We start from the raw sequence: 22,601 nt of genomic DNA, 5'->3' as shown, positions 1-22,601 counted from the left end.
AAGCTTTCAGATGACAACCGTCGACCCGAATTTCACCGAGACCGCCGATCGCGAGGCGCGGCGCGCGCGGCTCTTCACCCGCATCAACGCCGCCGACAAGTGGTTCCAGGTCCTGGGGCTGAGCTGGGCAACACCGCTGCTCAGGGCCGCCGCGGGCGACAATCCCAGGGCCCAGGTCAGGGAAATCTGGCGCCTGCTGGCCGTGCCGCTTCTGGCCATCGCCGCCTTCCTGCTGCTGTGGGCGCTGCTGGCGCCCAAGGTCGAAACCTCGCTCGGGGCGGTGCCCGGCCCGGGGCAGGTCTGGGAAGAGGCCATCAACCTGCACGAGGACGCACAGGCCAAGGCCGCCAAGCGCGCCGAGTTCCAGGCCAAGGTCGACCAGCTCAACGAACGGCTGATCGCCAACGGACGCGAGCCCAAGGAGCGCGCCTATACCGGCGCCCCCAGCTACTACCAGCAGATCTGGACCTCGATCCAGACGGTGTTCTTCGGCTTCCTTCTCGCCACGCTGGTCGCCGTCCCCCTTGGCATCCTCGCGGGGCTCTCGCCCACCGCCAATGCCGGCCTCAACCCGCTGATCCAGATCTTCAAGCCGGTCTCGCCGCTGGCATGGCTGCCGATCGTCACCATGATCGTCTCGGCGCTGGCCGCGACAGAGGACGGGCTCTTTCCCAAGAGCTTCATCATCTCCGCCGTCACCGTCACGCTTTGCTCGCTCTGGCCCACCCTGATCAACACCGCGCTCGGCGTCGCCTCGATCGACAAGGACCTGGTGAACGTCTCGAAGGTGCTCAAGATGAACACCTGGACCAAGATCACCAAGCTGGTCCTGCCCTCCGCGCTGCCGCTGATCTTCACCGGTCTGCGCCTGTCGCTCGGCGTCGGCTGGATGGTCCTCATCGCCGCCGAGATGCTGGCCCAGAACCCGGGCCTCGGGAAATTCGTCTGGGACGAGTTCCAGAACGGGTCCTCCTCAAGCCTCGCCCGGATCATGGTCGCGGTGCTGACCATCGGCATCATCGGCTTCCTGCTCGACCGGGTGATGTTCGCGCTGCAATCCCTCTTCACCTTCACGAACAACCGGTGATCGCAATGAGCATTCTCAAACTCGACAATGTCAGCCAGAGCTACGGCACCGGCCTGCATGCCACCCACGTCCTGAAGAACATCGACCTCGAGGTGCAGGAAGGCGAATTCCTCGTGCTGCTGGGCTTTTCCGGCACCGGCAAGACGACACTCATCAACCTGATCGCCGGGCTGGAAATGCCCACGAAAGGCAGCGTCACCTTCAAGGGCGCCCCCGTCACCGGGCCGGGGCCCGAGCGGGGCGTCATCTTCCAGAGCTATTCACTCCTGCCGTGGCTGACGGTGAACGGGAACGTGAAACTGGCGGTGGACACGGTGTTCCCCCACCTCTCCCGCGCCGAAAAGGCCGCGAAGGTGGCCCATTACGTCGACATGGTCGGCCTTGGCCACGCCGCGACACGCCGCCCGGCGGAACTGTCGGGCGGGATGCGGCAGCGGGTCAACGTGGCTCGCGCCCTGGCCATGAACCCCGAGATGCTGCTGCTGGACGAGCCGCTCTCCGCGCTCGATGCGCTGACCCGCGCCAACCTCGCCGACGAGATCGAGCGCATCTGGCAGGCCGACCGCAAGACCTGCGTGCTGATCACCAACGACGTGGACGAGGCGATCATCCTCGCCGACCGGATCATCGCGCTCAACCCCGATGGCACGCTGGGCGAGGCGTTCACCGTCGACATCCCGCGCCCCCGCGACCGGATGGAGATGAACACCGACGACACCTTCAGGCGCCTGCGCGCCGACGTGACCAGCTACCTGATGGAGGTCGGCATCGAAGCCAAGGTCGAAGGCACCCGCCGCCTGCCCGACGTGACACCGATCCACGGCCTGCCAAGCGCGGTCAAGAAGGCGCAGCAGGGGCTGGTCGATGAACGCTTCCTCGACTTCAGCGAACTGCACAAGGTCTACCCCACGCCCAAGGGCCCGCTGACGGTGGTCGAGGATTTCGACCTCAAGATCGACCGGGGGGAGTTCATTTCGCTGATCGGTCACTCGGGCTGCGGGAAATCCACGGTGCTGACCATGGCGGCAGGGCTCAACGGGATCTCGAAAGGCGCGATCAAGCTCGACGGGCGCCACGTCGAAGGCGCCGACCCGGAAAGGGCGGTGGTCTTCCAGTCGCCCAACCTCTTCCCCTGGCTGACGGCGCGCGAGAACTGCGCCATCGGCGTCGACAAGGTCTACCCCCGCGCCAGCCAGTCCGAGCGGCAGGATGTCGTGGAATACTACCTCGAACGGGTCGGGCTGGCCGACGCGATGGACAAAACCGCCAGCGACATGTCCAACGGCATGCAACAGCGCGTCGGCATCGCCCGCGCCTTCGCCCTGTCGCCCAAGCTCCTGCTGCTCGACGAACCGTTCGGCATGCTCGACAGCCTGACCCGCTGGGAGTTGCAGGAAGTGCTGATGGAAGTGTGGTCACGCACCAAGGTCACGGCCATCTGCGTCACCCATGACGTGGACGAGGCGATCCTGCTGGCCGACCGCGTGGTGATGATGACCAACGGCCCGCAGGCCACGATCGGCCGCATCACCAAGGTCGATCTGCCCCGCCCGCGCACCCGCAAGGCCCTGCTCGCGCATCCCGATTACTACCGCTATCGCCAGCAGGTGCTCGATTTCCTCGAGGAATACGAGCACGGCGCGAAACCCGGGCCCAGCGCATCGCGCAAGGCGGCGGCATGACCGCGCCCGTCAAGGAGAGCCCTGCCATGGACGCTATCCCCGAAACCACGTCCGACACCTTCATCCAGGTCTGCGAGGTCTGGGTGCCCGAGAACGACCGTCTCGTCCTCGCGGACGGCAACTACAACGGTCTTGCCGCGTTCGAGGAAACCTCTCGCAAGACCAGTTTCGCCAAGGGCGAGGGCCTCCCCGGCAAGGCATGGGACGAGGCGCGGCCGGTCGTCCTCAAGGGCTTCGACGGCTCGTATTTCCGGCGCATCGAGGCCGCGAAAGAGGCCGGCCTGACCAGCGCGGTCGCCGTGCCGGTCTTCGCCGGGGCCACGCTGAGGGCCGTGCTGGTCGTGCTCTGCGGCGACGATGACACCCGCATCGGCGCCATCGAGGTCTGGACCGAGGACCGCAGCGGCATGCTGATGCTGGATGACGGCTACTACGGCGCCGCCGAGGAGTTCGCCTTCGTCTCCCAACACACCCATTTCCCCAAGGGCCAGGGCCTGCCCGGCGGCGTCTGGGCCGCGCAGGCCCCGATCCTGATGCGCGACCTCGGCTCGGGCTACAGGTTCATCCGCGCCTCCGCCGCGGGCAAGGCCGGGCTGACCACCGGGCTCGGCCTTCCCGTCTCGACCCCGACGTTGCAGCCCTACGTGCTGACGCTCCTGTCGGCCCGTGGCACGCCCATCGCCCGCCGCTTCGAGATCTGGGACGCCCGCGCCGCCCGCGATGGCCGCGCGATCCTGTCTGACGGCATCTGCGAACGCGAAGGTCCGCTCTGGCGCGACGACGGCGACGGCACACGGGGCGAGGCACCCACAGCCGTCGCCTGGAAGGGCATGGTGGGCCAGGTGCTTGGCTCCGGCCTGCCCGTGGCGGCGCAGGGCGGCTCCGGCCTCCCGGCGGATTACACCAGTTTCGTCGGCCTGCCGGTCTACCGCGGCGAGACGCTCACCCACATCGTCGCCTGGTACAATTGAGAGGAACGAAGCCATGACACGCAAGAAACTCGTGGTGATCGGCGCAGGAATGGCCTCGGGCCGTGCGCTGGAACACCTCTTCGACGCCGATCCCGACGGCTGGGACGTGACCCTGTTCAACGCCGAGCCGCGTGGCAACTACAACCGCATCATGCTGTCGCCCGTCCTGTCGGGCGAGAAATCCTACGGGGAAATCGTCATCCATGACGATGACTGGTACGCCGATCATCGCGTGACCTGCCGCTTCGGCGAAAGGGTGCTGGCGGTCGACCGCGCGGCAAGAACCGTGACGGGCGAGACCGGCACGGTGGCCTATGACAAGCTGCTCATCGCGACCGGATCGAACCCGTTCATGATCCCGCTGCCCGGCCACGACCTCGACGGCGTCATCGCCTATCGCGACCTCGAGGACACCAACCGCATGATCGACGCCGCCGCGACGCCCGGCGCGCGCGCCGTGGTGATCGGCGGTGGCCTTCTGGGCCTGGAAGCCGCGGCCGGCCTCCGCCTTCGGGGGATGGAGGTGACCGTGGTGCACCTGATGGGGCACCTGATGGACCGTCAGCTTGACGAGGCCGCGGGATACCTGCTGCGCAAGGATCTCGAAGGCCGCGGCATCGACGTGCGGGTTTCGGCCAACTCCAAGGAAATCCTCGGCGAGAACGGCAAGGTAAAGGCGCTGGTGCTCGAGGACGGCACCGAGCTTCCCTGCGACCTGCTGGTCATGGCCGTGGGCATCCGCCCCAATACCGCGCTCGCCGCCGAGGCGGGGCTGGCCGTGGGCCGCGGCATCCATGTCGACGACCAGATGATCACCTCGGATGAGCACATCCTGTCGGTCGGCGAATGCATCGAGCATGATGGCGCCGTCTTCGGCCTTGTCGCGCCGCTCTACGACCAGGCCAAGGTCGCCGCCGCGACGCTGACCGGCACCGAGGCCGCCTTCAAACCCAGGGAGCTGTCGACCAAGCTCAAGGTCACCGGCTGCGACCTCTTCAGCGCCGGCGACTTCGCCGAAGGCGACGGGCGCGAGGATATCGTCTACCGCGACCCGGCGCGCGGCGTCTACAAGCGCCTGGTGATCGAGGCGGACCGCCTGATCGGCGCGGTGATGTACGGCGACACCGCCGACAGCAACTGGTTCTTCGGCCTGATCCAGTCGGGCGAGGATATCTCCGCCATGCGCGAGACGCTGATCTTCGGCCCCGCCTACCAGGGAGGGCCCGACGCGGACCCTCTCTCAGCCGTTGCAGCATTGCCGCGTGACGCGGAGATCTGCGGCTGCAACGGCATCTGCAAGGGCACCATCACCGACGCCATCGCCGGTGGCGCGACCGATCTCGGGGCCGTCCGGGCCCAGACCAAGGCCAGCGCCTCCTGCGGCACCTGCACCGGGCTGGTGGAACAGCTGCTCCAGGTCACGCTGGGCGATGATTTCGAGGCGCCGACCGCGCAACCCATCTGCGCCTGCTGCGACCTCAGCCACGAGGACGTCCGCCGCCTGATCAAGGGCCGCGAGCTGAAAAGCCAGGAGGCCGTCTGGCAGGAGCTGGGCTGGAAGACGCGCAACGGCTGTCACGTCTGTCGCCCGGCGGTGAATTTCTACCTGCTCGCCGACTGGCCGCTCGAATACCGCGACGACCCGCAAAGCCGCTTCGTCAACGAGCGCAAGCATGCCAACATCCAGAAGGACGGCACGTTCAGCGTCGTGCCGCGCATGTGGGGCGGCATCACCAGCGCCGCCGAGCTCCGCGCCATCGCCGACGCGGCCGAGAAATACAACGTGCCCACCGTCAAGGTCACCGGCGGCCAGCGGATCGACCTCCTCGGCGTCCGGGGCGAGGATCTCCCCGCCATCTGGGATGACCTGGGCAAGGCGGGGCTGGTCTCGGGCCATGCCTATTCCAAGGGGCTGCGCACCGTGAAGACCTGCGTCGGCACCGATCATTGCCGCTTCGGCACGCAGGACAGCACCGGCCTCGGCATCAAGCTGGAACAGATCCTCTGGGGGTCATGGACCCCGCACAAGGTCAAGCTGGCCGTCTCCGGCTGTCCCCGCAACTGTGCCGAGGCCACCTGCAAGGATGTCGGCATCGTCTGCGTCGACAGCGGCTACCAGGTCGGCATCGGGGGCGCGGCCGGCATGGACGTGAAGGAAACCGAAAGGCTGGTCGACGTCGCCACCGAGGCCGAGGCGATCGAGTGGACCACCGCCTTCATCCAGCTCTACCGGGAGAACGCCAAGTACCTCGACCGCCCCTACAAGTGGATCGCCAAAGTGGGGCTGGACTGGGTGAAGGAAACCCTGGCCAGTGCCGACGAACGCGCCCGCCTGGTCGAGGCCTTCGAGCTCAGCCAGTCGATCTACCGCAAGGATCCCTGGGCCGAGCACGCGAAACAGGCCGAGCGGTACCAGCCGCTGGCCGACCTGACACTGGAGGCCGCGGAATGAGCTGGACCGACATCTGCGCCATCGACGACATCCCCCTGCGCGGCGCGCGCAAACTCAAGACGGCGCAGGGCTGCATCGCCGTGTTCCGCACCGCCGAGAACGAGGTCTTCGCCACCTCCAACACCTGCCCGCACAAGGGCGGGCCGCTCTCCGACGGCATCGTGCATGGCCAGTCGGTGACCTGCCCGCTGCACAACTGGGTCTTCGACCTCGAAACCGGCCAGGCACATGGCGAGGCCGGCAGCATCGCCACCTACCCGCTCAGGGTCGAGGAGGGGCGCGTATTGATCGACGCCTCCGGCCTGACCGGTCGGACCGCCGCGTGATGGACGGGGCCGACCAGGGCTGGACCCGCTCCACCTGCCCCTATTGCGGCGTCGGCTGCGGCGTTCTGTTGCAGCGCGACGGCACGGGCGGGCTGAAGGTGAAAGGCGACAGCACCCACCCGGCCAATGCCGGGCGGCTCTGTTCCAAGGGCACGGCGCTGGCCGAAACGGTGGGGCTCGACCACCGCCTGCTCCGCCCGCGCATCGACGGGCGCGACGCGGGCTGGGACGACGCCCTGCAACTGGTCGCGGACCGGTTCACCGACACCATCGAGAAACACGGGCCCGACAGCGTGGCCTTCTACGTCTCCGGCCAGTTGCTGACCGAGGATTACTACGTCGCCAACAAGCTGATGAAAGGGTTCATCGGCTCGGCCAATATCGACACCAACTCCCGCCTCTGCATGGCCTCCTCGGTCGCCGGCCACAAGCGCGCCTTCGGCACCGACACCGTGCCCGGCACCTACGAGGATATCGCCGAGGCCGATCTCGTGGTGCTGGTCGGCTCCAACCTCGCGTGGTGCCACCCGGTTCTCTACCAGCGCCTGCTCGCCGCCCGGAAAGCGCGCGGCACGAAGATCGTCGTCATCGACCCGCGCCGCACCGCCAGCTGCGATGGCGCGGACATGCACCTTGCCTTGCAGCCCGGCTCGGATGTGGCCTTGTTCAACCGCCTGTTCACGACACTCTACGAAGGCGGCGCGCTCGACACGGCATTCCTCGCGCGCACCGAGGGCTTCGACGCCACGCTCGCAGCCGCGCGGAATTCCGACCTCTCCGTCACCGGGCTCGACGAAGACCAGGTCACGGCCTTTTGCCGCCTCTGGATGCGCCATGAACGCGTGGTCACCATCTATTCGCAGGGCGTGAACCAGTCGACCTCCGGCTCGGACAAGGTCAACGCCATCCTGAATTGCCACCTCGCCACCGGACGGATCGGCAAGCCGGGCCGCGGGCCGTTCTCGGTCACTGGCCAGCCCAACGCCATGGGCGGGCGGGAAGTGGGCGGGCTGGCCAACATGCTGGCCTGCCACCTCGATATCGAGAACGCCGACCATCGCGGCGCCGTGCGCGCCTTCTGGAACGCCCCCCGCATGCCCGAGGCGCCCGGCCTCAAGGCGGTCGACCTCTTCCGCGCCGTGGGCGACGGGCGCATCAAGGCGCTCTGGATCATCCACACCAACCCCGCCGTCACCATGCCCGAGGCCGACGCCGTGCAGGCGGCCATCGCCGGTTGCGACTTCACCGTCGTCAGCGACATCACCGGCCAGACCGATACCGCGCGGCTGGCCGACGTTCTCCTGCCCGCCGCGGCCTGGGCCGAGAAGGACGGCACCGTCACCAACTCGGACCGCACCATCAGCCGCCAGCGCCGCGTCCTGCCGGCGCCCGGCGACGCCCGGCCCGACTGGCAGATCATCGCCCAGGTCGGCCAGCACATGGGCTTCACCCGCGCCTTCGACTATGCCAGCCCAGCCGAGATCTTCCGCGAACACGCCGCCCTGTCCGGCATCGCCAGTCGCTTCGGCCGCGATTTCGACATCTCCGGCCTGTCGGACATCGACGACCGCGCCTATGAACAGATGGCGCCCCAACGCTGGCCCGTCACCGCCACGCGCCGGGGCGGGCGCTTCTTCGGCGACGGATCCTTCTACCACCCCGGCGGCAAGGCACGCCTCCTCCCGGTGAACTGGCGCGCCCCGGCGGCGCGCACGGAGCCGCGCTTTCCCTTCCGCCTGAACACCGGGCGCGTGCGCGACCAATGGCACACGATGACCCGCACGGCCCTCAGCCCGCGCCTCTCGGCCCACCTGGCCGAACCGTTCCTCGAACTCCATCCGGCCGATGCCGCGCAGCTGAAGATCGACAGCTCCGACCTCGTCCGCGTCACCAGCCCGTCGGGCACGGCCATCCTGCGGGCCCGGATCACCGACGCCGTCGCGCCCGGACAGGTCTTCGCGCCGATGCACTGGACAGGCGAAACCGCCCCCTCGGCCCGGATCGACGCGCTTGTCGCCGCCGCCACCGACCCCGTGTCCGGGCAACCGGAAAGCAAGGCCGGGGTCGTCGCCGTGACCCGCTTCGAGGCCGCGTGGTACGGCTTTGCCGTCTCCTCCCGGCCAATGGCCCCGGCCTCCGATTACTGGGCCCGGGTCCGCACGCAGGCCGGCTACCGCGCCGAACTGGCCGGGCGCTCCGCGGTCGACGACTGGGAGGCCGAGGCCCGCAGGCTGTTCGCCGCCCCCGACGCCACCGCCGCCACGATCACCGACGCCACGCGCGGCATCGCGCGGGTCGTCCTGCAGGAAGAGGGCGTCGTCGTCGGGGCCCTCTTCGTGGCGCCCCGTCCCGTCGCCGTGATGCGCGATTACCTCGCCACCCTGCCGGGCAGCACCGGCGCCGAAGGCCTGACCGGCCGCACGCCCGCGGACACGCCCGATCCCGGTCCGATGGTCTGCGCCTGCCTGGGGGTAGGCGTGAACACCATCATCGAGGCGGCGGAAACCCGCGGCGCCCTCACCGTCGACGCCATCGGAGAGCTCCTCGGCGCCGGCACCAATTGCGGCTCCTGCCGCCCCGAGATCGTGGACCTGCTGCAAAGCCTGACCTCGAAGGAGGCCGCGGAATGACCCTGTCCGATCACGTGCGCACCCTCGGGCGCGGGCCCGGACGGTCCCGCAGCCTGACACGGGACGAGGCGCGCGACGCCATGCGGCTCATGCTCTCCGGCCAGGCCGCGCCCGAGGCCGTCGGCGCCCTGCTGATGCTGTTGCGGATGAAAGGCGAAACCGCGGACGAGATCGCGGGCCTTGCCGAGGCGGCCACAGCCGCGGCCCCGGCCCTGCCGCCCGTCGACCTCGACTGGCCCAGCTACGCCGCCGGGCGCACGCGCGGGCAGCCGTGGTTCCTGCTCTCCGCCCGCCTGGTGGCCGATGCCGGGCACCGCGTCCTGCTGCACGGCTGGAACGGCCCCCACGGAAAGCTGCGCGACGGGCTGGCCGAGGCGGGCATCGGCATCGCCACCCGCCCCGACGCGGCCGCCCGCCTGCTGGACCGTGACCGCATCGCTTACATGCCACTCGATCACCTGCACCCCGAGCTGTTCCGCCTGCTCGCCCTGCGCGATGCCCTCGGCCTGCGGTCCTGCGTCAACACCGTCTGCCGGATGCTCAACCCGACCGGCGCACCGGCCAGCGTGCAGGGCGTCTTTCATCCCTCCTACCGGCTGCTCCAGTCCGATGCCGCCGCCCGTCTCGGCTGGGACGCGCTGAGCGTCATCAAGGGCGGCGGCGGCGAGTTCGAACGCAACCCCGCCAAGGAGATCGCGGCCTTCGGCCTGCGGGCCGGGCGCGCCTGGGACGGCACGCTTGCCGCCACGAACGACGAAACCCGCAGGCTGTCCGACAGCGCCGCGCTCTCTCTCACCGACCTCTGGCAGGGCCGGCACACCGCCGCCTTCGAGACAGAAGTGATCCTCGAAACGGCGGCACTGGCCCTCGACACGCTGGGCGACGGCAATGCCGCCGCCCGCGCCCGGACGCTCTGGCAATCCCGCGCCGCCCGGCGCGCCGCATGACAGGAGTTCCCCGATGAAATCCTTCCCGATGTTCATCCGCACCACCGGCCGCCGCGTCGTCATCGTCGGCGGGGCCGAACAGGCCGCGCAGAAAGCCCGCCTCCTGCTCAAGACCGACGCCACCCTGGTCCTCGTCGCCGCCACCCTCGAGGACGAGCTGCAGGCGCTGGTGGACAACGGGCGGGCCTCGCATCACCCCGACCTCTCCGCCCAATGCTTCACCGGCGCGGCGATGGCCTTCATCGGCACCGGGTGCCCCGCGCTCGATGCCGCGGCCCACGCGCTGGCCAAGGCCGCGCACTGCCCGGTCAACGTCGTCGACCGGCCCGATCTCTGCGACATGACCACGCCGGCCATCGTCGACCGCGACCCCATCGTCGTGGCCATCGGCAGCGAGGGCACGGCGCCGGTTCTCACCCGCGACATCAAGACCCGCCTGGAACAGATGCTGCCCCAATCCCTCGGCGGACTGGCCGCGCTGGCCGGGCGCCTGCGCCCGGCGGTCGAGCGCCGCGTGCCCCGGGCCCGGCGCCGCGCCTTCTGGTCCTGGGTCTTCAAGGGCGCCCCGAGGGACGCCTGGACCCGGGGGCAGGAACGCGCCGCCGCCCGCGCGCTCAAATCCGCCATCGAGGCCGGCGCACCGCCGCACGGGGAAACCTCCGGCCAGATCAGCCTCGTCGGCGCCGGCCCCGGCGCCCGAGACCTGCTGACCCTGCGCGCCGTGGAACGGCTGCAGGAGGCCGATGTCATCTTCTACGACCGCCTCGTCGATGAAGAGGTGCTCGAACTGGCCCGCCGCGACGCGGAACGGGTCTTCGTCGGCAAGCATGTCGGCGCCCATGCCTGGCCGCAGGACCGGATCAACCGCATGATCGTGGCCGCGGCGGGCAAGGGGCAACGCGTCGTGCGCCTCAAATCCGGGGACCCGGGCATCTTCGGCCGCGCCACCGAAGAGATCGAGGCCGCCCGCGCCGCCGGCATTCCGATCGAACTGGTGCCCGGCGTGACCGCGGCCTCGGCCGCGGGCGCCATGCTGTGCCAAAGCCTGACGGAAAGGAACGTCGCCGACACGCTCGTTCTGGCAACCGGCACCGGCTGCGCCAGCGACCCCGCGCCGGACAGCACCCGTCACTCCGGGCCCGGCACCACGACCGCGTTCTACATGGGGGTGCGCCATGCCGGGCGCCTTGCCGGCGATCTCATGGCCAAGGGGATGCCGGCCAGCGCCCCGGTCGATGTCGCGGTCGACGTCTCCAAGCCCGGCCAGCGGCATATCGGAACCACGCTCGGGGCCCTGGCCGAAACCCTGCACGGGAACGACGTCTCCGGATGTGCCGTGCTGCTGGTGACCTGGCCGAAGCGGCAGCACGCCCACCGGGCCCACGATCGGGGCCTTGCTGGGCACGACGCGTCATGGAGAAAACCGGCAATCGCCCTGTGATGCCCTGTTGCGCCCGGCACCACATCTCGGGCCACCCCACACCGAGCGCCACATCAACCCGAGGTTCCACCGCCGCCCGCACCGACGCGATACCGACAAGATACCGACGTAATACCGACATCGCCAAACTGGCCCCAAACCCCTTGTTAACCGGGCCGCACGGCATGATTCGCCTCAAGCAGGCAAACCCCCACCGTCCGCAGGGCGCAACCAAACGTTAGGACAGTCGCGAACTCAGTTGTTGAACAGGAAGTGCAGCACGTCGCCATCCTTGACGAGGTAGCCCTTGCCTTCCGAGCGCATCTTGCCGGCGTCCTTGGCTCCCTGCTCGCCGCCCAGCGCCACGAAATCGTCGTAGGCAATGGTCTCGGCCCGGATGAAGCCCTTCTCGAAATCGCCGTGAATGACCCCCGCCGCCTGCGGCGCCAGCGTGCCGCGCCGGATGGTCCAGGCCCGCGCCTCCTTGGGGCCCACGGTGAAATACGTCTGCAAATGCAACAGGTCGTACCCCGACCGGATCAGCCGGTCGAGCCCGGCCTCCTCCAGCCCCATCTCCTCGAGGAACATCGCCGCTTCATCGGCGTCGAGCTGGCTGATTTCCTCCTCGATCTGGGCCGAGATCACCACGCTCGCCGCACCCTGCTCGGCGGCCATCGCGGCGACGGCGGCGGAATGGGCGTTGCCCTCCGCCGCGCTCGCCTCGTCGACGTTGCAGACATACAGAATGGGCTTCGTGGTCAGCAATTGCAGGTTCTTCCACGCCTTGGCGTCCTCGTCGCCCACCTGCACCAGCCGCGCCGGGCGGCCCTCTTCCAGCATCTCCTGCGCCTGCGCCAGAAGCCGGTCCTGCACCACCGCCTCCTTGTCGTTGCCCTTCAGCTTGCGCACCAGCCCCGCGCGCCGCTTCTCGATGCTCTCGAGGTCGGCCAGCATCAGCTCGGTCTCGATCACCTCGGCATCCGCCACCGGGTCGACACGGCCCTCCACGTGGGTCACGTCGCCATCCTCGAAACAGCGCAGCACATGGGCAATCGCATCCGTCTCGCGAATATTGGCCAGGAACTGGTTGCCCAGCCCCTCGCCCTTGCTAGCGCCCTTCACCAGGCCCGCGATATCCACGAAGGTCATCCGCGTCGGGATCACCTGTTTCGACTTGCCGATCTCGGCCAACTTGTCCAGCCGCGCATCCGGCACGGCCACCTCGCCCACGTTGGGCTCGATCGTGCAGAAGGGGAAGTTCGCGGCCTGCGCCGCGGCGGTGCGGGTGAGCGCGTTGAAGAGCGTGGATTTCCCCACGTTCGGCAAGCCCACGATACCCATCTTGAAACCCATCTCGCGCCCTCCTTTACGGCAACGCGGCGCTTCTATGCCGCAACCGGGCGCGTTGCAAGGCGCCGCTTGCCGCAAGGCCTGCCCACGTTGCACGATGAAGCGTTCCGCGCCTTAACCAGAGGGAAACCGCGATGCCCTACCCCTACCTGCACTTCCAGGGCCACTGCGCCGACGCCATGGCCTTCTACGCCGACGTTTTCGGCGGTGAGTTAACCGTTATGAAATACTCCGACTTGCCCGCCGACACGCCACGGAAGATCGACAGCGACAGGGTGATGCATTCGCATCTCGCCCTGCCCGACGGCACGCGCCTGATGGCAAGCGATTTCCCCCCGGGGTTCGAGGGCGATCCCCAAAAGGCCGTCTCCATCTCCCATGTTGTCTCCGACGCGGGCGAAGGCCGCGCCCTCTACGACCGGCTGTCCGATGGCGGCGAGGTGATCGACCCCTATGGCGAGAAATTCTTCTCCCCCGGCTTCGGCATGGTGCGCGACCGGTATGGCACCCACTGGATGATCATGACCGAGGCATGATCCTTGTTGCACTCCGGCGCCGTTTGCGCGAAACCACCGGGAACCAGACTGCAGGATGCCCGGATGACCCGTATCGACGCCAAGTTCGCAGAGCTCAAAGCCGCCGGAAAGAAGGCCTTCGTGGCCTATGTCATGGCCGGCGACCCCGATTACGAGACCTCCCTCGAAGTGGTGAAGGGCCTGCCCTCCGCCGGCGTCGACATCATCGAACTGGGCCTGCCCTTCACCGACCCGATGGCCGACGGCCCCACCATCCAGCTCGCCGGCCAGCGCGCCCTCGAAGGCGGCATGACCCTGCAACGCACGCTCGACATGGCGACCGAGTTCCGCAAGACCGACGATACCACCCCGATCGTGATGATGGGCTACTACAACCCGATCTATAACCGCGGCGTCGACAAGTTCCTCGCCGACGCCAAGGAAGCCGGCATCGACGGGCTGATCGTGGTCGACCTGCCGCCAGAGGAGGACGAGGAGCTCTGCATTCCCGCCCAGCAGGCCGGCCTCAACTTCATCCGCCTCGCCACTCCCACGACCGATGACAAGCGCCTGCCCAAGGTGCTGACCAACACCTCCGGCTTCGTCTATTACGTCTCGATCACCGGCATCACCGGCGCAGCCGCGGCGCAGGCCGCCGATGTCGGGCCCGAGGTCAGGCGCATCAAGGCCAAGACCGACCTGCCGGTCATCGTGGGCTTCGGCATCCGCACGCCCGAGACCAGCCGCGAGATCGCCAGCGTCGCCGACGGCGCGGTCGTGGGCTCGGCCATCGTCGCCAAGCTGGCCGAGGGGGAAACCCCGGCCCAAGTGATTGATTTCGTGCGCGGCCTCGCCGACGGGGCCCATAGCGCGTGACACCGGATCCAGACGCGCCCGGCCTTGCCGCCGCGTTGCTGGAGGCCTATGACAGCGGCCGCCCGCTCGCCCCGCTGTCAGGCCGCATACACGGGTTCGACGCCGCCACCGCCTGCCGCGTCGCCCACCACATCACCGCCACCCGCACGGCCCGGGGCGAGCGGATGGTCGGCCGCAAGATCGGCTTCACCAACCGCTCGATCTGGCCGATCTACGGCGTGACCGGCCCGATCTGGGGCCCGGTCTGGAACACCACCCTTCACGAGCTTTCCGACGACCCCGTCACCCTGCCGAACCTCCCCGAGCCCCGGCTCGAACCCGAAATCATCCTCGGCCTGAAATCCGCCCCCTCCGCGGGCATGAGTCTCGAAGACCTCGCCCACTGCATCGACTGGGTCTCCCACGGGTTCGAGATCGTCTTCTCCCCCTTCCCGGGCTGGACATTCGACGTCACCGACTGCCAGGCCGGCTTCGGCCTGCACGGCGCCCTCTTCACCGGCCCCCGCCTGCCGCTCACACCCGAGCGCGCCGCGACCCTGCCCAACCTCTCGATCACCCTCGACGGCCCTGACGGCAAACGCCTCACAGGCCGCGGCTCCGACGTGCTCGACGGCCCGCTTCAGGCGCTGTCTTACCTCCTCGACACGCTCGCCGCCGACCCGCAAGCCACCCCGCTCTCCGCAGGCGAGATCATCACCACCGGCACCCTCACCGATGCCGTCCCGCTCTCGCCCGGCGACACGTGGGAAACCCGCCTGACCGGCATCGACCTGCCCGGCGCGCGCATTACCTTCCGCTAAAGCGCCTACCCGAGAATAACGTCCAGCAGCATCATCAGGATCAGACCCGTCAGAAGCCCCGTCGTGGCCGAGGTCTGGTGCCCCCGCCGATGCGTCTCCGGAATGATCTCGTGGCTGATGATGTACAGCATCGCCCCGGCGGCAAAGGTCAGCCCCGGCGGCAGCATGTGATGCGACACCTGCACCGCGCTCACCCCGATCAACCCGCCCACCGGCTCGATCAATCCGGTCAGCATGGCCACCATGAAGGCATAGCCCCGGCTGTACCCCTGCCCCCTGAGCGCCACCGCCACGGCCAGCCCCTCGGGCGCGTTCTGCAACCCGATGCCGGTGGCCAGCGACATGCCGTTGGTCAGGTTCCCGCCGCCGAACCCAACGCCCACGGCGAGACCTTCGGGAAAGTTGTGAATTGTGATCGCGAAGACGAACAGCCAGATCTTCGGCAAGGCGCTCGGGTCCGACCCTTCCGGCCCCGACACGAAATGCCGGTGCGGCACGAAGGCGTTCAGCCCCGCCACCGCCCCCGCGCCCAGCGCGATGCCCAGGCCCGCCACCAGCGCGGCCCATTCCGTCGAGCCATACAAGCCCTCCCCCGCCTCGATCCCCGGCAGGATCAGCGAGAAATACGACGCCGACAGCATCACGCCCGCGGCGAACCCCAAAAGCGTATCGCTCAGCCGCGCCGACAGGCTCCGCCCGAACAGCACCGGGATCGCCCCCACCGCCGTCATCAGCCCGGCGCAGAGGCTGGCCAGAAGGCCGATCAGGGTCAGGCTCATGCGCCGCCCCTCATGCCCGGCGCCGCAGGATATGGATGGCGCTGTAGCTCATCACGATCTCGTCCTTCTGGTTGAGAACCTCGTAGAGGATCGTCGTCCGCCCCCGGTCGGGGCGCGAGGCCGAGGCGCGGCTCGCCGTCACCGTCGCCTTCACCCGCAGCGTATCGCCGGGCCGCACGGGCAGCAACCAGCGCACGTGCTCCATGCCCGGCGAGCCCATCGAGGCCTCGGTCCAGATCCCCGTTTCAAGCGTCAGGCGATAGGCCGTCACCAGCGTGTGAAACCCGCTCGCGATCAGCCCGCCATAGGGCGAGGCACGCCCCGCCTCGTCGTCGATGTGGAACGCCTGCGGGTCCCACTCGCCGGCGAAATCCACGATCTCGTCGCGCGGCATCTCCCGGCTCGCCGTCTCGTAGGTGTACCCCACCGGGAAATCGTCGAAAAACATCGCGTCCCCTGTCCTGCTCGTATTTGTCACAGCGCGCCCTCCTGTCCTGCCATTGCACAAGCCCCCCGGATTTGGCTAAGAAACCTTACCAATGGAAGCCGGAGTGCGCTCATGCCTGTCATCACCTGTATCGAAGACCTCCGGCGCCTCTACGAACGCCGCGTGCCCCGGATGTTCTACGACTATGCCGAAACCGGAAGCTGGACGGAACAGACCTTCCGCGAAAACACCACGGATTTCCAGAAGATATACCTCCGCCAGCGCGTTGCCGTCGACATGGCCGGGCGCAGCACCGCCAGCCAGATGGTCGGGCAGGACGTCTCCATGCCCGTGGCGCTGGCGCCCGTTGGCCTGACCGGCATGCAAAGCGCCGATGGCGAGATCAAGGCCGCCCGCGCCGCCGAAAAATTCGGCGTGCCCTTCACCCTCTCGACCCTCTCGATCTGCTCGATCGAGGACGTGGCCGAGAATACCTCGAAACCCTTCTGGTTCCAGGTCTACACCCTGCGCGACGAGGCCTTCATGAAACGCCTCTTCGAGCGCGCCAGGGCGGCCAAGTGCTCGGCCCTCGTCATCACCGTCGATCTGCAGGTCATGGGCCAGCGCCACAAGGACATCAAGAACGGCCTCTCGGCCCCGCCCAAGCTGACGCTCAAGTCGATGGCCAACATGGCCACCAAGGTGCAATGGGGCCTCGGCATGCTGGGCACCAAGCGGCGCGAATTCCGGAACGTGGTCGGCCACGCCACCGGCGTGAGCGATGCCTCCTCCCTCACACAGTGGACCGCCGAAGCCTTCGATCCTTCCCTCGACTGGGAGAAGATCCGCGAATTCCGCAAGATGTGGGACGGGCCCGTGATCATCAAGGGCATCATCGACCCGCGCGACGCGCAGGAGGCGGTGAACGTGGGCGCCGACGCCATCGTCGTGTCGAACCACGGCGGCCGCCAGCTCGACGGCGCGCTTAGCTCGATCCGCGCCCTGCCGCCAATCATGGATGCCGTGGGCGACAAGATCGAGGTGCATCTCGACAGCGGCATCCGCTCGGGCCAGGACATCCTCAAGGCCCTCGCCATGGGCGCGAAGGGCGTGATGATCGGCCGCTCCTTCGTCTACGGGCTCGGCGCCATGGGCGAAGAGGGGGTCACGAAGGCGCTCGAAATCCTCCACAAGGAGCTCGACACCTCCATGGCCCTCTGCGGCCGCCGCGACGTCAGGACGCTCGACCGCGATATCCTCATGATTCCCGAAGGATTCTCTGGCCGCTGGGAAAGCTGACGGGGCCGGCATTCGAGTATTTGAAGAAAGGTGAAATGCGGGCGCCGCCCCCCGCTTTCACTTTTCCAGAAATACTCACATCCCCACCCCCGCCAAGCCGTGCGACGATTGCGGCTGACCCAAGCAATTTAAGGCTTTTCAAAGCCGCCCATCCGGTCTATACGCGCGGCTTCACGCGGGGTTACAGCCTTGGAGGAACCCCGCCTCAACTTTGGAGACTTTTTAAAATGGCTGGAGAAATTCCTGATCTTCACGTCCAGGAACGCACGGGGACAGGCAAGGGCGCCGCTCGTGCAGTGCGCCGCGAGCACATGGTTCCGGGTATCGTTTTCGGGGGCGACGTAGATCCGCTTCCCGTGAAAATTCCGTTCAACGTCCTGCTGAAGAAGCTGAAGGACGGTCGCTTCAAGTCGACCCTCTTCAACCTCAAGGTCGACGGGCATGACGACGTCCGCGTCATCTGCCGCGACGTGCAGCGCGACGTGGTGAAAGACCTGCCGACGCATTTCGACCTGATGCGCCTGCGCCGGAACACCAAGATCAACCTGTTCATCCCCGTCGAGTTCGTCGGCGAGGAAGAGGCCCCCGGCATCAGCCGCGGCGGCGTGCTCACCGTGATCCGCGGCGAGATCGAGCTGATCGTGACCGCCGGCGAAATCCCCGAGAAGGTCACCGTCGACCTCTCGGCGCTGGATATCGGCGACACCGTCACCATCAGCCAGGTCGACCTTCCGGCGGGCACCAAGCCCACCATCGACCGCGACTTCGTGATTTGCAACGTGTCCGCCCCGTCGGCCCTGCAATCCGAGGAAGACGAGGAAGAGGCCGAAGCGGACGAAGTGCCGACCGTCGGCGACGAGGAAGGCGGCGAAGAAGCCGCAGAGGCCACCGAAGAGTAAGCCTCTCCTTCCGACCGAGTTCGAACGCGGGGTCTGCGATGGCGGGCCCCGCGTTTTTCTTTCGGACAGCGGCAACACCCGGCCCGGGTGTTGATTTAACCCTGCCCCCGCCCTACACCTCTCCCAACTCGAAACGGGCAGGGCAAACCCATGCAGATCTTCGCGGGGCTCGGCAATCCGGGCCCGAAATACGCCGCCAACCGGCACAATATCGGCTTCATGGCGCTCGACCGCATCGCCGAGGATCACGGCTTCGGCCCGTGGAAAGCCCGCTTCCAGGGCGAGGTCGCCGAGGGCCGGCTGGGCACCGAGAAGGTGATCCTCCTGAAACCCACCACCTTCATGAACCTCTCCGGCCAGTCGGTGGGCGAGGCGATGCGCTTCTACAAGCTGGACCCCGGGGACGTCACCGTCTTCCACGACGAGCTCGACCTCGCGCCCGGCAAGCTCAAGGTCAAGACAGGCGGCGGCCACGCCGGCCATAACGGCCTGCGCTCCATGCACGCCCATATCGGCGAGAATTACCGCCGCGTCCGCCTCGGCATCGGCCACCCGGGCCGCAAGGACCTTGTCAGCCACTACGTGCTGCACGATTTCGCCAAGGCCGACCAGGACTGGCTCGACGACCTGCTGCGCGGCATCGCCGACGGCGCGCCGGAACTGGCGGCTGGCCGCAACGACAGGTTCCTCAACGCCGTGGCGCTGCGCACCGCCCCCGCGCGATCCTCGAAAACGGATGCCAAGCCCAAGCCGTCCGAGGCCAGGCCCGAACCGCAGCCCGAACCGGAAGCCGAGGCCGAACCCCGCTCCCCCCTGCAGAAGCTGGTCGACAAGTTCCGCTGATCCGCCGCCGCGTTACGCTGGACAGCCAGCGCGTGCCCTGCTTACCTGCGCATCGGGAGACATGAACCATGCGCACCATCCTGAAATGGCTTCTGCGGATCCTGCTGGCCTTCGTGCTGGCCGCCGTCGCCGTCGGCATCTGGAAACGCGAGGAGATCAGCCGCCTCCTCGCCGTCAACAGCCTCTTCGCCGAAGAGAAGATCGTCACCAATTTCTCGCACATGAACGGCGCCTTCCTGACCACGCCCGTCGGACGCGGCGACATGCCGGTCACCCCCCTGCCCGAGGGCCCACACGCCACCCTGCCGGAAAACATCGGCGCCTGGATCGACGACCGCGCCGTTACGTCCCTGCTGGTCCTCAAGAACGGCGAGATCGTCCACGAAAGCTATCACCAGGGCACCGGCACCGATGACCGGCGGATCAGCTGGTCGATGGCGAAAAGCTTCCTCTCGGTCCTCTTCGGTATCGTGATGGAGGAGGGGCACATCGCCTCCCTCGACGATCCGGTGACCAAGTATGCGCCCATGCTCGAAGGCAGCGCCTATGACGGCGCCACCATCCGCAACGTGCTGCAGATGGCCAGCGGCGTGAAATTCAACGAGGATTACCTCGACTACGACTCCGACATCAACCGCATGGGCCGCGTGCTCGCCCTCGGCGGCGCGATGGACAACTTTGCCGCCGGCCTGTCCGAACGCGAGGCCGAGCCGGGCGAGCGCTGGCTCTACGTCTCGATCGACACCCATGTCATCGGCATGGTCATCCGCGGCGCCACCGGCCGCGACATCCCCTCGCTTTTGTCGGAAAAGGTCATCGCCCCCCTCGGCCTCGAACAGCCGCCCTATTACATCACCGACGGCGACGGCGTGGCCTTCGTCCTCGGCGGGCTGAACATGACCACGCGCGACTATGCCCGTTTCGGCCTGATGGTCGAGCAGGGCGGCACCATCGCCGGCCGCCGTGTCGTCTCGGAAGACTGGCTCGAGCAATCCACCGCCGCCAGCGCCCCCACCGAACCCGGCGCCATCGGCTACGGCTACCAGTGGTGGATCCCCGAAGGCTCCGAACCCGGCATCTCCCTCGCCCGCGGCATCTATGGCCAGTACATCTACATCGACCGCACCCGCGACGTGGTGATCGTCACCACCGGCGCCGACCGGCAGTTCCGCGAGGATGGCGTGCACGACACCAATATCGCCATGTTCCGCGCCATCGCCGAAAGCCTCTGACCCCGGCTTGCCCCGCCACCCGGCCTGCTGTTACATGGCCCGCGAACAGCCAGCCTGCCTTCGCCAGCGACGCGACGAACAGTTCCAAGCCAGAAGAAGGGGCAAGACATGAGTTTCATTGCAATGAACTGGTTCAAGGTGCGCGCCGGGTCCGAGGCCGATTTCGAAGAGGTCTGGCGCTCCCGCGAAAGCCGGCTGAAAGAGGTGCCGGGCTTCAAGGAGTTCCGCCTCCTGAAGGGCCCCGAGGGCGAGGGGTACCGCCTCTATTCCAGCCACGTCATCTGGGCCACCCGCGAAGACTTCGAAGCGTGGACCAAATCGGATGCCTTCCGCGAGGCCCACAAGAACGCCGGCCAGTCCTCGACCAAGGATGCCCTGGTGGGCCCGCCGCAATTCGAAGGGTTCGAGACGGTCCTGCACGAGGGCTGACACCTGCAGGGCCTGCGTCGCGCGGCTTGTCACGCCGCGCGAATACGCTAGGCTCGACGGGGCGAAAGGAGCAGGCGATGATCGAGAAAGACGCGCCCGTCAACGTGCTCGGCGGCGAACTGGCCCATTGCTCGGACGACCCCGTAACCGGGTTCTTCCGCGACGGCCATTGCAACACCTGCGCCGAGGATCACGGCAGCCACACGGTCTGTGCCCTGATGACCGCCGAATTCCTGGCCTATTCCAAGTATGTCGGCAACGATCTCAGCACCCCGCGCCCCGAGTTCGGCTTTGCCGGGCTGAAGCCGGGCGACCAGTGGTGCCTCTGCGCCGCGCGTTTCCTGCAGGCCCATGACGAGGGCTGCGCGCCGCAGGTCCGGCTCGAGGCGACGCACGAGCGCGCCCTCGACATCGTGCCGCTCGACGTCCTCAGACAGCACGTGCCGAGCTGAATTTCGGCCCCACCCCCGAACAATTTCCCACCTGTCGCGTTGTGGCCCGCAAGCCGGCAAGGACCGGCGCTGGAACACGACAACGAAGGTGGGAAAATGTTTGACTGGCTGTCGGAACACGCCGGCGCGGTTCAGGCGATCGCATCGATCGTCACGGCCGTGATCTGGCTGGTGTACCTGCAAATCCTCGTCGGGGGCATCCGGCGAAACAAGCGCGCGTGGCTCAGTATCAACCGCGGCGCCGGCGACGGCATGGATGCCCATGTCCTCGTGACGAACCTCGGCAACGAACCCGTCTACCTGCGGGATATCCTGATGAAGGTCCGGACCGACGACAAGACCACGCCGGCCTTCGTCACCGAGCGCCAGGAATACAGCCGGGAAGAGCTCGACGATGCCCTGAACGGCACGCTGCAGGGCCCGCTTCAGGGCGGGGCCTATCGGTCGCTGGGCGATCTGCGTGAGATCTTCCACCGGGCCGGCCTGTCGGCCGAGCCCGAGGAGCTGGAAAAGATCAACGAGATCGAGTTCGTGGTCTTCGGCGCCACCCACACCACCGCCGGGGCCTGCAAGTGCTACTGCATCGGCCGGGACAAGAATGGCAGCATCCGGCTCGATCCGAAGCGGATGCAGACCCGCCGCCTGTCGCGCTGGCGCTGCCGCCGGATCGCCCGCCGCGCGGCGGCAGAAGGCGCGTGACCGGGCAGGGCACGGTGGGTTAGCATTTCGTAACACTTGAAAGGGGTAGGACATGGCCACCGTCACGCTGATCACCGATGAAGAGGCCTCGCCCGAGGTCCGCGCCGTCTTCGACGACATCCGCACCACCCGCGGTTCAGACTTTGTTAACAATTTCTGGAGGGCGCTGGCCCATGACCCCGCGCTCCTCAAGGCGACCTGGGACAGGCTGAAAGACGTGATGGCCCCGGGCGCCCTCGATCCGCTGGTCAAGGAAATGGTCTATATCGCCGTCTCGGCCAGCAATGGCTGCGAATACTGCTGCCATTCCCACACCGCCTCGGCCCGCGCCAAGGGCATGACCGACGCCATGTATGGCGAGCTTCTGTCGGTCATCGGCATGGCCAACCAGACCAACGCCGTGGTCAACGCCATGCAGGTGCCCGTCGACGAGGAATTCAAGGCGTAAGACGCGAAAAGCCCGGCCCGGATATGCTCCGGGCCGGG

Annotated in this window: 22 protein-coding genes; 19 read left to right on the top strand and 3 right to left on the bottom strand. The window is 67.8% G+C overall.

Going from position 1 to position 22,601, the window contains the following annotated elements:
• The first annotated feature begins 10 nt into the window (after positions 1-10).
• From QUV18_RS16575 to cysG, 8 genes are read left to right on the top strand one after another with little or no spacing between them, the layout of a single operon-like run.
• Positions 11-1,087 (top strand): ABC transporter permease, encoded by a 1,077-nt coding sequence (locus QUV18_RS16575; RefSeq protein WP_300895130.1) that lies wholly within the window; start codon positions 11-13, stop codon positions 1,085-1,087.
• A gap of 5 nt (positions 1,088-1,092) precedes the next feature.
• Positions 1,093-2,769 carry an ABC transporter ATP-binding protein gene (locus QUV18_RS16570; RefSeq protein WP_300895129.1) on the top strand — a complete coding sequence of 559 codons (1,677 nt, stop codon included), beginning with the start codon at positions 1,093-1,095 and terminating at the stop codon, positions 2,767-2,769.
• Between the two features lie 26 nt (positions 2,770-2,795).
• Positions 2,796-3,740 carry a GAF domain-containing protein gene (locus QUV18_RS16565; RefSeq protein WP_300895128.1) on the top strand — a complete coding sequence of 315 codons (945 nt, stop codon included), beginning with the start codon at positions 2,796-2,798 and terminating at the stop codon, positions 3,738-3,740.
• A gap of 13 nt (positions 3,741-3,753) precedes the next feature.
• Positions 3,754-6,192, top strand: coding sequence for a nitrite reductase large subunit NirB (gene nirB / locus QUV18_RS16560; RefSeq protein WP_300895127.1), 2,439 nt, complete (start codon positions 3,754-3,756; stop codon positions 6,190-6,192).
• Positions 6,189-6,518 carry a nitrite reductase small subunit NirD gene (nirD, locus tag QUV18_RS16555; RefSeq protein ID WP_300895126.1) on the top strand — a complete coding sequence of 110 codons (330 nt, stop codon included), beginning with the start codon at positions 6,189-6,191 and terminating at the stop codon, positions 6,516-6,518. Before nirB ends, nirD begins: the two co-directional genes overlap by 4 nt.
• On the top strand, positions 6,518-9,148 hold the full coding sequence (locus tag QUV18_RS16550) for a nitrate reductase (RefSeq protein ID WP_300895125.1): 2,631 nt from the start codon (positions 6,518-6,520) through the stop codon (positions 9,146-9,148). Before nirD ends, QUV18_RS16550 begins: the two co-directional genes overlap by 1 nt.
• Complete coding sequence (locus QUV18_RS16545) at positions 9,145-10,095, top strand: glycosyl transferase family protein (RefSeq protein ID WP_300895124.1); 951 nt, start codon at positions 9,145-9,147, stop codon at positions 10,093-10,095. The genes QUV18_RS16550 and QUV18_RS16545 overlap by 4 nt, the downstream gene beginning before the upstream one ends.
• A 13-nt stretch (positions 10,096-10,108) precedes the next feature.
• Entirely contained in the window at positions 10,109-11,536 is a 1,428-nt protein-coding gene (gene cysG / locus QUV18_RS16540) for a siroheme synthase CysG (protein ID WP_300895123.1), read from the top strand.
• Positions 11,537-11,770: 234 nt separating this feature from the next.
• Here the strand turns inward: cysG and ychF are convergent, their stop codons facing one another.
• Positions 11,771-12,868 carry a redox-regulated ATPase YchF gene (gene ychF, locus QUV18_RS16535; RefSeq protein WP_300895122.1) on the bottom strand — a complete coding sequence of 366 codons (1,098 nt, stop codon included), beginning with the start codon at positions 12,866-12,868 and terminating at the stop codon, positions 11,771-11,773.
• A gap of 131 nt (positions 12,869-12,999) precedes the next feature.
• On the opposite strand from ychF, the gene QUV18_RS16530 reads away from it, so the two are divergent.
• The 3 genes from QUV18_RS16530 (at position 13,000) to QUV18_RS16520 (ending at position 15,056) form a co-directional block, all read left to right on the top strand.
• Positions 13,000-13,401, top strand: coding sequence for a VOC family protein (locus tag QUV18_RS16530; RefSeq protein ID WP_300895121.1), 402 nt, complete (start codon positions 13,000-13,002; stop codon positions 13,399-13,401).
• Between the two features lie 63 nt (positions 13,402-13,464).
• Complete coding sequence (trpA, locus tag QUV18_RS16525) at positions 13,465-14,256, top strand: tryptophan synthase subunit alpha (RefSeq protein WP_300895120.1); 792 nt, start codon at positions 13,465-13,467, stop codon at positions 14,254-14,256.
• Entirely contained in the window at positions 14,253-15,056 is an 804-nt protein-coding gene (locus QUV18_RS16520; protein WP_300895119.1) for a hypothetical protein, read from the top strand. The genes trpA and QUV18_RS16520 overlap by 4 nt, the downstream gene beginning before the upstream one ends.
• A 5-nt stretch (positions 15,057-15,061) precedes the next feature.
• Here QUV18_RS16520 and QUV18_RS16515 read toward each other — a convergent pair whose 3' ends face one another.
• Together QUV18_RS16515 and QUV18_RS16510 are read right to left on the bottom strand one after the other, a co-directional pair.
• Positions 15,062-15,835, bottom strand: a complete 774-nt coding sequence (locus QUV18_RS16515; RefSeq protein WP_300895118.1) for a ZIP family metal transporter — start codon at positions 15,833-15,835, stop codon at positions 15,062-15,064.
• A 10-nt stretch (positions 15,836-15,845) separates the two neighbouring features.
• A complete protein-coding gene (locus QUV18_RS16510; protein ID WP_300895117.1) occupies positions 15,846-16,283 on the bottom strand; it encodes a MaoC family dehydratase in 438 nt (145 codons plus the stop codon).
• A 111-nt stretch (positions 16,284-16,394) separates the two neighbouring features.
• Between QUV18_RS16510 and QUV18_RS16505 the strand changes: the two genes are divergently transcribed.
• The 8 genes from QUV18_RS16505 to QUV18_RS16470 all read left to right on the top strand — a co-directional run bounded on the left by QUV18_RS16505 (position 16,395) and on the right by QUV18_RS16470 (position 22,563).
• Positions 16,395-17,561, top strand: coding sequence for an alpha-hydroxy acid oxidase (locus QUV18_RS16505; RefSeq protein WP_300895116.1), 1,167 nt, complete (start codon positions 16,395-16,397; stop codon positions 17,559-17,561).
• Between the two features lie 227 nt (positions 17,562-17,788).
• Positions 17,789-18,460 (top strand): 50S ribosomal protein L25/general stress protein Ctc, encoded by a 672-nt coding sequence (locus QUV18_RS16500; protein WP_300895115.1) that lies wholly within the window; start codon positions 17,789-17,791, stop codon positions 18,458-18,460.
• 150 nt (positions 18,461-18,610) lie between these two features.
• Entirely contained in the window at positions 18,611-19,303 is a 693-nt protein-coding gene (gene pth, locus QUV18_RS16495; RefSeq protein WP_300895114.1) for an aminoacyl-tRNA hydrolase, read from the top strand.
• Between the two features lie 68 nt (positions 19,304-19,371).
• Complete coding sequence (locus QUV18_RS16490) at positions 19,372-20,535, top strand: serine hydrolase (RefSeq protein ID WP_300895113.1); 1,164 nt, start codon at positions 19,372-19,374, stop codon at positions 20,533-20,535.
• A gap of 108 nt (positions 20,536-20,643) precedes the next feature.
• A complete protein-coding gene (locus tag QUV18_RS16485) occupies positions 20,644-20,964 on the top strand; it encodes an antibiotic biosynthesis monooxygenase (RefSeq protein WP_300895112.1) in 321 nt (106 codons plus the stop codon).
• Between the two features lie 77 nt (positions 20,965-21,041).
• Positions 21,042-21,416 (top strand): DUF2237 domain-containing protein, encoded by a 375-nt coding sequence (locus QUV18_RS16480; RefSeq protein ID WP_300895111.1) that lies wholly within the window; start codon positions 21,042-21,044, stop codon positions 21,414-21,416.
• A 96-nt stretch (positions 21,417-21,512) separates the two neighbouring features.
• Positions 21,513-22,115 (top strand): hypothetical protein, encoded by a 603-nt coding sequence (locus QUV18_RS16475; RefSeq protein WP_300895110.1) that lies wholly within the window; start codon positions 21,513-21,515, stop codon positions 22,113-22,115.
• Positions 22,116-22,167: 52 nt separating this feature from the next.
• Positions 22,168-22,563 (top strand): carboxymuconolactone decarboxylase family protein, encoded by a 396-nt coding sequence (locus QUV18_RS16470; protein WP_064258822.1) that lies wholly within the window; start codon positions 22,168-22,170, stop codon positions 22,561-22,563.
• Positions 22,564-22,601 lie beyond the last annotated feature (38 nt).

The sequence above is a fragment of the Roseovarius sp. genome (assembly GCF_030373445.1).
Taxonomy (GTDB): domain Bacteria; phylum Pseudomonadota; class Alphaproteobacteria; order Rhodobacterales; family Rhodobacteraceae; genus Roseovarius.
The sequence above is the reverse complement of the archived record's forward strand: the minus strand, read 5'-3'. Positions and strand labels throughout refer to the sequence as shown.